Source organism: Caldicoprobacter sp. (genome assembly GCF_047459465.1).
GTDB lineage: Bacteria > Bacillota > Clostridia > Caldicoprobacterales > Caldicoprobacteraceae > Caldicoprobacter.
The window spans coordinates 21032-32716 of record NZ_VSCO01000005.1; the positions used below are offsets into that span (position 1 = coordinate 21032).

At 50.3% G+C, this 11685-nt stretch carries 9 protein-coding genes; all 9 read left to right on the forward strand.

The window, feature by feature from the left end:
* The first annotated feature begins 4 nt into the window (after positions 1 to 4).
* On the forward strand, positions 5 to 1789 hold the full coding sequence (locus tag FWJ59_RS00870) for an ABC transporter ATP-binding protein (protein ID WP_414480095.1): 1785 nt from the start codon (positions 5 to 7) through the stop codon (positions 1787 to 1789).
* A 267-nt stretch (positions 1790 to 2056) separates the two neighbouring features.
* The gene (gene mraZ, locus FWJ59_RS00875) at positions 2057 to 2488 is read left to right on the forward strand and encodes a division/cell wall cluster transcriptional repressor MraZ (RefSeq protein WP_414480096.1); all 432 of its coding nucleotides are present in this window, start codon (positions 2057 to 2059) and stop codon (positions 2486 to 2488) included.
* 19 nt (positions 2489 to 2507) lie between these two features.
* Positions 2508 to 3434 (forward strand): 16S rRNA (cytosine(1402)-N(4))-methyltransferase RsmH, encoded by a 927-nt coding sequence (rsmH, locus tag FWJ59_RS00880; RefSeq protein WP_414480097.1) that lies wholly within the window; start codon positions 2508 to 2510, stop codon positions 3432 to 3434.
* A gap of 49 nt (positions 3435 to 3483) precedes the next feature.
* Positions 3484 to 3939 carry a septum formation initiator family protein gene (locus tag FWJ59_RS00885; protein WP_414480098.1) on the forward strand — a complete coding sequence of 152 codons (456 nt, stop codon included), beginning with the start codon at positions 3484 to 3486 and terminating at the stop codon, positions 3937 to 3939.
* A 28-nt stretch (positions 3940 to 3967) separates the two neighbouring features.
* The gene (locus FWJ59_RS00890) at positions 3968 to 6187 is read left to right on the forward strand and encodes a stage V sporulation protein D (RefSeq protein ID WP_414480099.1); all 2220 of its coding nucleotides are present in this window, start codon (positions 3968 to 3970) and stop codon (positions 6185 to 6187) included.
* A 95-nt stretch (positions 6188 to 6282) separates the two neighbouring features.
* On the forward strand, positions 6283 to 7737 hold the full coding sequence (locus tag FWJ59_RS00895) for a UDP-N-acetylmuramoyl-L-alanyl-D-glutamate--2,6-diaminopimelate ligase (RefSeq protein ID WP_414480104.1): 1455 nt from the start codon (positions 6283 to 6285) through the stop codon (positions 7735 to 7737).
* Positions 7737 to 9134 (forward strand): UDP-N-acetylmuramoyl-tripeptide--D-alanyl-D-alanine ligase, encoded by a 1398-nt coding sequence (locus tag FWJ59_RS00900; protein WP_414480100.1) that lies wholly within the window; start codon positions 7737 to 7739, stop codon positions 9132 to 9134. The genes FWJ59_RS00895 and FWJ59_RS00900 overlap by 1 nt, the downstream gene beginning before the upstream one ends.
* Positions 9122 to 10111 carry a phospho-N-acetylmuramoyl-pentapeptide-transferase gene (gene mraY, locus FWJ59_RS00905; RefSeq protein WP_414480101.1) on the forward strand — a complete coding sequence of 330 codons (990 nt, stop codon included), beginning with the start codon at positions 9122 to 9124 and terminating at the stop codon, positions 10109 to 10111. Before FWJ59_RS00900 ends, mraY begins: the two co-directional genes overlap by 13 nt.
* A 187-nt stretch (positions 10112 to 10298) precedes the next feature.
* Positions 10299 to 11666, forward strand: a complete 1368-nt coding sequence (gene murD, locus FWJ59_RS00910; RefSeq protein ID WP_414480102.1) for a UDP-N-acetylmuramoyl-L-alanine--D-glutamate ligase — start codon at positions 10299 to 10301, stop codon at positions 11664 to 11666.
* Positions 11667 to 11685 lie beyond the last annotated feature (19 nt).

The window sequence follows — 11685 nt, forward strand, 5'->3', positions numbered from 1 at the left end:
AGAAATGGAATATAGGATGGATAACGAATATGTTCTGCGCCGCCCCAAAAAGGCCCTATTTATAAGGCTGCTTGGGTATTTTAAGCCATATTTACCGCTGCTGGCTTTGAACATACTCTTTGCATTTTTGATAAACGGGGCCGCCCTCATAAAGCCCTATATCATAAAGCATGTGATAGACAACTACCTGGCTTTGAAGATATACGCTCCTGACGTCTTCATGCGCATGGGACTGCTGTATCTGGCAGTTGTACTGGCGGGCTGCGCTCTTACCTATTCGCAAACCTATATACTGACGTATATCGGCCAGAAAATAATGTATGATATGAGAAAACAGCTTTTTACGCATATACAGAACATGTCTATGAAGTTTTTCGACAGGAACTCATCGGGCAGGATACTCACCAGGGTGACAAACGACGTGGAGGCATTAAATGAAATTTTTTCAGGTGTGCTGGTCAACTCCGTTAAGGATATAATTATGATTTTGGGAATAATAGCTACCATGTTTGCTCTGGACGCTTCCCTTGCCCTCATCAGCATGGGCAGCATCCCTTTGATAGTCCTGGTTACCTTTATATATAGAAAAGCGGCGCGAAAGAACTTTTTGAGGATGAAGATGCTCATAGGCAGGATAAACGGATTTTTGGCTGAGAACATTTCTGGCATGAAGCTGGTGCGCATCTTCCACAGGGAAAAGGAAAAGCTTCAAGAATTCCAAAAGCTCGATAAGGAGTACTTCGATACCAGCCTCAGGGAAGTGATCTTAAACAGCTTGGGAAGGCCTATCATAGAGGTCATCAACACCTTGATCATTGCGGTGATGATATGGTATGCCAGCGGCAGGATTACGGGCGGACACCTGGAGATAGGGGTCCTATATGCCTTTATAACCTATATCAGGCAATTCTTTGCGCCTATCAACGAGATCGCCGAGTTTTATACCTCCATACAGTCGGCTTTGATTTCTGCAGAGCGCATATTCGATGTGCTGGATACCCGAGAGCTTTCGGAGGATATGAAGACGGGGAAACATGTGGAGCGTATCAGGGGCGAGATCGAGTTCAAGAATGTGTGGTTTGCGTATGATGATGAAAACTGGGTGCTAAAGGACGTTAGCTTTAAGATAGAACCGGGCGAGACGGTGGCCTTTGTGGGAGCCACCGGTTCGGGTAAATCCACCATCATAAGCCTTATGGCTAGGTTCTATGACATACAAAAAGGGAAGATATTGATCGATGGAGTAGACATACGGGAGTACAACTTGAAGGATTTGAGACGCCAGATAGCGGTGGTAATGCAAGACGTGTTTCTGTTTTCGGGGGATATCAAATCCAATATACGTCTGCGAAACGGCTCCATAACCGATGAGGATATAATGAGGGCAGCCAAACTGGTCTGTGCCGACAGGTTTATCGAGTCCCTGCCCAATAAATATGATGAGGAGGTAAAGGAAAGGGGTTGTACCTTTTCGGCTGGCCAGAGGCAGCTCATATCCTTTGCCCGGGCGGTAGCCTTTGACCCTGCGGTGTTCGTGCTGGACGAGGCGACGGCAAATATCGATACCGAGACCGAGATGGCCATTCAGCAGGCCATGGCCAATATATCAGGCGGAAGGACCACCATAATCATAGCCCACAGGCTGTCCACCATAAGGAATGCCGATAAGATCATAGTGATAGACAAAGGCAGGATAAAGGAGATTGGCACTCACGATGAGCTGATCAAAAAGGGAGGGCTGTACCGTCAGCTTTATGAGAAGCAGCTGGTATACCAGTGTATTGCCTAGGCATGCTATGGCCGTATAGCCAGATGCCAATATTTAAATGCTATGAATGCATGCGTAGAGATGAAAACCCTGTTCTTGAGGTCCTAATGAGTAGTACTTCAAGGGCAGGGCTTTTATTTTGAAGGATATAATTTATGGGACTTGGGAATTAAATTTTTATTTTTTTGCGTCGAGTAGCAGGATTTTAAAAAGTTTTAGAGAAATAATTCATATAAGTGGTTGAAAGTGGGGGAAAGTGGTGGAATAATAGGTTAAGGGGGTGGGGGCTTGTTCATTGGGGAATATCAGCACATCATAGACTCCAAAGGCCGGGTCATAATGCCTGCTAAGTTCAGGGAAGGCCTAGGAGAAAGGTTCGTGCTGACGAAGGGGCTTGATCATTGCCTGTTTGTATACCCCAATGAGGAATGGGCCATTTTAGAAAAGAAGCTCCGTTCACTTCCCTTAACCAACAAGGATGCCCGCGCATTTATACGTTTCTTTTTTGCGGGCGCGTGCGAATGCGAGCTGGACAAGCAGGGTAGGATTCTCATTCCAGCCAATTTGAGGGAGTATGCCGGGTTGGAAAAGGATGTGGTCATAATAGGCGTATCAACCCGGGTTGAGATTTGGAGCAAGGACAGATGGGATGAGTACAACAGCGCTTCAAATCTGGATCATGAAACCATTGTGGAGAGGATGGCCGAGCTTGGGATTTGATAGTCGGAGGAGTGGGTAGATGGAGTTTAGCCATACGCCTGTCTTGCTTGATGAGGTGCTTGAGCTCTTGGATTGCCATCCCGGGCAGGTCGTGGTAGACGGGACGGTGGGCGGCGGAGGCCACGCCTATGAGATACTGAAGCGGATAGTTCCCGGAGGTTTTTTGATCGGCATCGATAGGGACCCCAATGCATTGGAGGCTGCACAAAAAAAGCTGGGGGAATTTGAAGGCAGTTTTAAACTGGTGCATGCCAATTTTGCCGATATAAAAGAGGTGCTCCAAAGCCTTGGAGTAGATGCCGTTGATGGGATACTGTTGGACCTTGGCGTTTCATCCTATCAGTTGGATGAGGCAGCTCGAGGCTTTACATATATGCAGGATGCGCCCCTTGACATGAGAATGGACCCTACTCAAACCTTCAGCGCTTACAACGTCGTCAATGAGTACTCGCAGCAAGAGCTGGAACGGGTCATCAGGGAATACGGGGAGGAGCGGTGGGCCAAGCGGATAGCCCAGTTCATAGTAAGCAACAGGCCCATTGAGACTACGGGACAGCTGGTGGATGTCATAAAGAGGGCCATACCGGCTGCTGCAAGGCGGGAAGGGCCCCATCCTGCCAAGCGTACCTTTCAGGCCATACGCATAGAGGTGAACCAGGAACTCGCTTTGCTGCCTAAGGCAATAGAAAGCGCGGTAGAAGTTCTAAAGCCGGGCGGACGGCTATGCATCATATCATTTCATTCGCTGGAGGACAGGATAGTAAAGCAGGTGTTTCGCAGTTTGAGCAATCCGTGTACATGTCCCCCTGATTCTCCCATCTGCATGTGCGGTAGGCGACCTGTGGTGAAGGTGCTGACAGGCAAGCCAGTGACCCCTACCTCAAGGGAAGTCTCTACCAATCCCCGTTCGCGTAGCGCTAAGGCAAGGTGCTGTCAAAAGTTATGAATGGCTACCAGGAATGAGGATACATAAAAGATAAGGAGGATGAATAAAATTGGTAGTAGCTCCGAAAAGGCAGTATCAGATAGAGCGGCTACCCGAACCGCGGAGGGAAGTCAAACCCAAGGCCAAGGCTAAACCAAGGCCAAGGACTAATACTGCCAGAATGGTAAAGTCCGTGATTCTGGTAGCGCTGTGGTTTGCCATGGCATTCCTGGTAGTTAGCCGACATGCTACCATATCCGAAAATCATCAGCAGATACTCGAGCTCGAAAAAGAGCTGGACCAAGCGCTCAAGCAGACTGAGCTGTTAAAGTTGGAATTGGCTGCAAGCGAAGATTTGAAAAAGATTGAAGAGATTGCTAAAAATCAGCTTCACATGGATTACCCCGATCAAACGCAGATACAGTACGTTGAGCTTCCCGAGGATGAGGGAGAGCAGGAACAGGCCGAAGTGGTAAAGCACCAGGAGATGGACATCTGGGACCTCATTCTGAGATTGATCGACTGAGGGGTGATGCAAGGGGGGTGGTAATTCCGTGGCATTACCAGGAGTTACCAACAGAAAGCGTTTGGTGGCTTTGTTGCTGGGATTTACTCTAATTTTTTTGGCCTTAACCGTTAGGGTGGGATACATACAGTTGGTGTGGGGGGTAGACCTTCAGAAGAAAGCGGTTGACCAGTGGACCCGCGATTTGGACGTTTTCCCGAAAAGAGGGGTTATCAAGGACAGAAACGGTAAGATTTTAGCGCAGAGCGCTACTTCCGTATCCATAGCGGCAAGGCCCAGCCAGATAAGCGATCCGCAAAAAGTAGCTTCTTTGATTGCGCCCATTTTGGAGCTGGACGAACAGGAGCTATACAAGAAGCTGTCCAATAAATCAAGTACATACGTGTGGATAAAGCGCCAGGTTGACAGGGGCACTGCTAACAAGGTCCGCGCCCTGAATATAAAGGGCCTTGACTTCACAGAAGAGCCCAAGAGGTATTATCCCAACGGCAGCCTGGCTGCTCATGTTTTGGGGTTTACCATGAAATACGCCGAACCGGGGGAAGGGTTAAAGGGCCAAGAGGGTATAGAGCTTTACTATGACAAGTATCTAAAGGGATTTGCAGGTAAGATTCTGATGGAGACCGATGCGGTAGGTAGGGAAATGCCCTATAATGTAGACCGGTATATTCCGCCCATTAATGGGTTTAATTTGGTGCTCACCATTGACCAGGTTATACAGTATTTCGTAGAGAGGGAGATCAACAACGTAGTTGCCAAGTATAATCCCAAGAAGGTATATGCCGTGGCCATGGACCCCAATACGGGCGAAATACTGGCGCTGGCAAACTGGCCCACTTTTGATCCCAACAACCCGCCGAGGGATGTGGGAAATTTCGAGGAGATGCAGAATTACGTGAAAAACTTCGTTTGTAAGGACAACATAGATCCGGGGTCCACTTTTAAAATAATAACGGCTGCTGCCGCCCTTGAAGAGGGCGTTGTAAACTTAAACAGCACCTTCAATTGTCCGGGATATAAGATTGTGGACGGGCAGAAAATAAACTGCTGGCGGTCGGGCGGCCATGGTCACGAGACTTTTACTCAAGCGGTGCAGAACTCGTGTAACCCGGTCTTTATGGAGCTGGCATTGAGGCTGGGCAAAGATAGATTTTATCATTACCTCAACGAATTTGGCTTTGGTCAGCCAACGGGCATCGACGTGCTGGGCGAGGAAAAGGGCATCATTATGTCGAGGAACTCTGTAAAAAACGTGGACCTGGCCAGAATGGGGTTTGGGCAGGCCATTTCGGTTACGCCCATCCAGCTCATCACGGCTGTTTCGGCCGTCATAAACGGCGGCAACTTGATGAAGCCGTATATCGCCAAGGAGCTGCGCGAAGTGGTAGTGGATGAGAACGGCCAGGAAACCGAGCGGGTGGTAAAAACCGTTACCCCCCAAAAGGTGCGGCAGGTGATATCGCCCGAGACGTCCAAAATCATGAGGGAAGTGTTGGAAAGCGTCGTGACCGATGGGAGCGGAAGGAATGCGTATATCCCGGGGTATAGGGTAGGAGGCAAGACCGGTACGGCGCAGAAATACGGACCGGGGGGCAAGATCATACCCAATAAGAACATATCGTCATTTATCGGCTTTGCGCCTGCTGATGATCCAAAGGTGATCGTGCTGTTTATGGTAGATGAACCGGAAGCGCCCGTTACTTTCGGTAGCATTATCGCAGCGCCCTATGTTAAGAATATCCTCGAAGATACTCTCAAGTATTTGGGCATTGAACCTGAGTTGGACGAGGAAGCGCAGCAAGCCGAGCAGGTGGAGGTGCCCGACGTAATAGGCAAGAGCCTGGATGAAGCTATCCGGGCCCTCAAAGGGGCAGGGCTGGAGTATATGGCCGATGAGGGAGGAACCGTCGTAAAGGATCAGATGCCCAAGCCAGGAGCAAAGGTTGTATCTGGCACTACCGTTTTGCTGTATACTGAACGAGAGGTACAGGGACAGACCGAAGGACAGACTGAGGTCCAGGCTGAAGAGGCGCCTGCCGAAGGAATGGTAGCGGTGCCCAACGTGTTGGGTAAGTCCATTCGCGAGGCCAACCGGATCCTGGTTTCGGAAGGATTGAGGCTTAAGATAGAAGGTTCGGGCATTGCTGTGGGGCAGGACCCGGCGCCAGGGACCCGGGTAAAAGAGGGTACTGAAGTGACGGTGCGGTTTACTCTGCCATCGGGAGGACAGCAGAACGCGGCGGAATGACAGGAGAGCGGGCAAAGCCAGGATAGCGAATAATATTACCATGATATGTAAATAATACTGTAAACAGGCAAACGATACATGGGAGGATGAAGGAGATGTTGCTTAAGGAGCTGCTAAAAGGGATGCAAATTTCCCACGTAGAAGGGGATGTCGATAAACCGATAGATGCCATATATTATGATTCGCGCAAAGTTACGCCTGGGTCCTTGTTCTTTTGCATTGAAGGTTTTCGGTTTGACGGGCATGACTTTGCCACTGAGGCGGTATCCAAAGGGGCTCATGCCGTGGTGCTACGCAAGGATGTTCCTTTACCCCCGCACGTGACCAAGGTATTTGTGGAGGATACGCGTCTGGCCATGGCCTTGATGTCGCAAATCTTTTATGGGTATCCTGCGCGGGATATACCCATAATCGGAGTGACCGGCACCAACGGAAAGACCACGGTGACCTATCTGATAAAATCCATACTGGAGGAAGCGGGCAAGAAAGTGGGGCTTATTGGCACCATTGCCAACATGATTGGTTCCAAGATGCTCCCTGCCGAGAGAACCACGCCCGAATCGATGGACCTGCAAAGGCTCTTTAAGGAGATGCAGGATGAGGGCGTAAACGCCATCGTGATGGAGGTGTCTTCCCATTCCCTGAGCCTTAAACGGGTGGCCGGCGTGGAGTTTGAGGTAGGCGTATTTACTAATTTGACCCAGGATCATCTGGATTTCCATCATACCTTTGAGGAGTATCGTGAGGCCAAGGCAAAGCTGTTTTTGCAGAGCAGGCAGGCTGCCATAAACATCGACGACGAGACCGGGAGGATGTTTGCAGAGAGGGTAACGGGAAGGCTGTGGACATATGGGATAAGCGGGGCGGCGCAGGTATTTGCAAGGGATATAGAGATTACTTCCAGGGGGGTGTCGTTCCAGCTGTTCTTGCCCGGTGAAACCTGCATGATAAGCCTCAATATTCCCGGGCTTTTCAGCGCCTACAATGCCCTGGCTGCTGCTACGGCATGTCATGCGCTCAATGTGCCCGCTAAATACATAAAGGCCGGCCTTGAAAAGGTAAAGGGCGTGCCAGGGCGGTTCGAACTTCTAGATACTGGTACCGAGTATTCGGTGATAATAGATTATGCCCATACGCCCGATGGGCTGGAAAACGTCCTTAAGACGGCGCGGGACTTCACTAGAGGGCGCGTCATTACGGTGTTTGGCTGCGGTGGCGACCGCGACCCTTCCAAGCGACCCATAATGGGAGAGGTGGCGGGAAAGTACTCCGACTTTTGCGTCATCACCTCTGATAATCCGCGCAATGAGGAACCCATGGCCATCATCCAGCAGATCATACCCGGCATCGAGAAGACCACTTGCCCCTATGTGGTCATCGAGGACCGGAAAGAAGCCATCGCCTATGCCTTAAACCATGGCAGGGCAGGGGATGTCATCATACTCGCCGGCAAGGGCCACGAAACCTATCAGATATTGAAGAACAACCGCATAATTCCTTTCGATGAAAGGAAGATAGTGGCCGAACTGCTGGGAAAGGAGAAGGTTTGATGGAACCCCTATCGATGCGAGAGGTGTTGAAGGCTACCGGTGGCAGGTTGGTCAAAGGAGATGCAGAGGGTTCGGTAGCAGGGGTAAGCACCGACAGCAGGACCATAAAGCCGGGAGAACTGTTTGTGTGTCTCATTGGCGATAGGTTTGACGGCCATGACTTCATCCATCAGGCGGCACAAAAAGGCGCAAAGGCTGTTCTCATCCAGCGCAACATCGATTGGATCCCAGAGAACGTAAGCGTCATTGAAGTCGATAACACCCTTGCTGCCCTTGAGCGCCTTGCAGGATATTATAGAAGGAAGTTCAACATCCCCGTAGTGGCGGTGACGGGCAGTACCGGTAAAACCACCACCAAAGACATGATATGTAACGTGCTCTCGGCGCGTTACAGCGTTCTCAAAACCGAGGGCAATCTCAATAACGAAATCGGCCTGCCTCTGACGCTGTTTAGGATACAACGGCACCATGAGGTAGCGGTGGTGGAGATGGGCATGAGCGGGTTTGGGGAGATCCATCGGATGGCCGAAGCGGCTCTTCCCTGCGTTGGAGTCATCACCAATATAGGCGTTTCCCATATAGAGAAGCTGGGCAGCAGGGAAAACATACTCAGGGCCAAGCTGGAAATTTTCGATTATTTCCCAGGAAATGGGGTTGCCGTGCTAAATGGCGATGATGACATGCTGTGGAAAGTAAAAGGGCGCTTTCCATTTGGAGTCAAGTTCTTCGGAACGGGGCAGGATGCGGATTTCAGAGCTGTAGACATAATTACGGGAGGGCAGGGCACCAGTTTTAAATTGATAAGCGGCGATGAAGAGCACCTCTTCGAGCTTTCGCTCCCCGGAAGGCACAATGTATATAACAGCCTGGCAGCCATCGCTGTGGGACGGCTTTTCGGGATAAGCTTTGGTGAGATGAAGGAGGCCTTAAGGGCTTTTAAACCCGGCAACATGCGGCTCAATATATTAAAGACGCAGCAGGGCGTTGTGGTCATCGATGACGTGTACAATGCCAGCCCCGATTCCATGAAAGCCGCCCTTTCGGTATTAAAGGACATGCCGGCGACGCGCAGGATTGCCGTGTTGGGGGATATGCTGGAGTTAGGGGATTATGCCGAGGAAGGGCATCGTGAGGTGGGCAGGGCGGTGGTGGAAAGCAAAGTCGATGTGCTGATTACTCGGGGGCATAGTAGCCGTTGGATAGGTATGGAAGCACGAGCGGCTGGCATGCCGCCTTCAAGCATATACCACTGCAGCGGTAATAAAGATGTAATAGATTTGTTAGACACAATTGTCCAAAGCGGTGATACAATATTAGTAAAAGGATCACGGGGTATGAAGATGGAGGAAGTTGTTTCCCACCTCTTAAAAGGGGGTTATAAACCTTGGGAGCATTGATATATGCGGTTATAATATCGTTTGTGCTTTCTCTTGTAGCTGGAGTAGTTGCCATTCCCATGCTCAGAAGGCTCAAGTTTGGTCAACAGGTGCGCCACGAAGGCCCTCAAACTCACCTGAAAAAAGCCGGCACTCCCACCATGGGAGGAGTCATATTTTTAATACCCATTTGCATAGCCTCCCTCGTGCTGGTCAGGGGCAGCCTGGATTTCATGTTGGCTGCTCTGCTGGTGATGCTGGGATTTGGGCTTATAGGGTTTGTGGATGACTATATCAAGATAGTCAGGCATAGATCCCTGGGGCTTAAAGCTTATCAGAAAATTTTGGTGCAGATCGCCATCGGAGTAGTGTTTTCATATTACGCCTATACCCATGTGGGTAGCAGCGTCACCATTCCTTTTTTTAAATGGGAGTGGGACTTGGGCATCATGTACATCCCGCTCATGACGTTTGTAATAGTGGGTACCGTCAACAGCGTGAACCTCAATGATGGCTTGGACGGCCTGGCTTCGGGTGTTACCCTCATAGTGGCGGCTACCTTCAGCATTCTGGCGGCATACCTGGCCTCGGCCATGCGGCAGGAAGGCCTAGAGTACTTGGCGGTAAATTACGAGAACCTCATGATATTTGCCGGCGCCGTGGCCGGAGGATGTCTGGGCTTTTTGCGGTTTAATGCCTATCCCGCCCAGGTGTTCATGGGGGATACCGGTTCCATGGGCTTAGGCGGAGCTGTTGTAGCTCTAGCCATTTTGCTGAAGCTCCCCCTCTTTTTGCCCATAATAGGCGGGGTATATATGGCCGAGGCTCTATCGGTCATAATACAGGTGGCGTCATATAAATTAGCCGGGAAGAGGGTATTTCGCATGAGCCCCCTTCATCACCATTTTGAACTGGGCGGCATGAGTGAGCCCAAGGTGGTCACCATGTTCATGATAGCAACCGCCCTGCTGTGCCTCATTGGCCTTGTGGCCGTATGAAAAAACGATAGAAGTCTAAGCATTTTCCATAGGCTATTGGATGGAAGTGTGAGTTATCGGATATCGAACAGGGTTTTATCCATTAAAAGGTGCATACTTGAGAAGTTACCGTCTCTATGAGCGATGGATAGTTCCCATTGAACCAGATGAAAGGGCGAAATAATCAGCAATTATACGGGAGGATAATATGACATACCAGGGGAAGACAGTGCTTGTGGTAGGCCTTGCACGAAGCGGCATCGCCGTCGTCAAAGCCTTAAAGGGGCTGGGTGCAAAGGTCATAGCCAATGATATAAAGACGCGACAACAGCTGGATTCTTCCATATCGGAGCTTGAGCAGCTCGGCGTGGAGCTTTATCTCGGCGATACGCCCGATGCCTTGGTTGATAAGGTGGACTTGATGGTCATAAGCCCTTCGGTGCCAATCGACTCCCCCTTTGTGCAAAAGGCGCAGCGGCTGGGATGCGAGGTCATAAGCGAACTGGAGCTTGCTTATAGGCTGTGCTCGGCGCCCATTGTGGCCATCACTGGCACCAACGGTAAAACGACTACTGTCACCTTGACGGGTGAGATATTGAAGAAAGCGGGCTTCAATGCGTACGTGGTGGGCAATATCGGCGTGCCCTTTGTCAGCAAGGCTTTGGAAATGGATGATGGCGATATAGCGGTGGTGGAGGTGAGCAGCTTTCAGCTGGAGGCCATACGCGACTTTCATCCTCGGGTGGCTGCCATCCTCAACATTACCCCTGACCACCTCAATCGCCATAAGACCATGGAGAATTACATAGCCGCAAAGGCCAGGATCTTTGAAAATTGCACTCCCGGTGACTGGGTGGTTTTAAATGCCGATAATGAAGCGGCGGCAGGGCTGGCAGGGAAGGCCCGGGCTCAAGTGCTGTTCTTTAGCCGTTTAAAACCTCTATCCAAGGGTGCATGGGTGGAGGACGGCACGGTGGTGCTGGACATAGGGCATGGAAAGGAAGCCATATGCGGCGTGGACGACATATTCATACCGGGAGAGCATAACCTGGAAAATGCTTTGGCTGCCTCTTTGATGGCCAGAATAATGGGAGCAACCCCGGAAGATATCGCCATCACCCTGAAGACCTTTAAAGGGGTGGAGCACCGCATCGAATATGTCGATACAATTGGTGGGGTCAAGTTTTATAACGATTCAAAGGGTACCAACCCCGATGCTTCCATAAAGGCCATACGTGCCATGAAGGGCCCCACTGTCCTCATTGCAGGGGGGATGGATAAGGGCAGCAGCTTTGATGAGTTCATAGATGCTTTCGGTAACACCGTCACCCATATGGTGGTGCTGGGAGAAACGGCCGATAAGCTAATTAAAACCGCAAAGGAAAAGGGATTTGACAGGGTATATCGTGTTAGCAGCATAGAGGAAGGCGTGAGAAAGGCTTTTAGCCTGGCTTCCCCGGGCTATAACGTGCTGCTTTCTCCGGCCTGTGCCAGTTGGGATATGTTCAAGGATTATGAGGAAAGGGGAAGAGTCTTTAAGAGCGCTGTCAAGGCTCTTAAGGGGGAAGTTGAATGACCAAAAAGCCCAAAAAGGC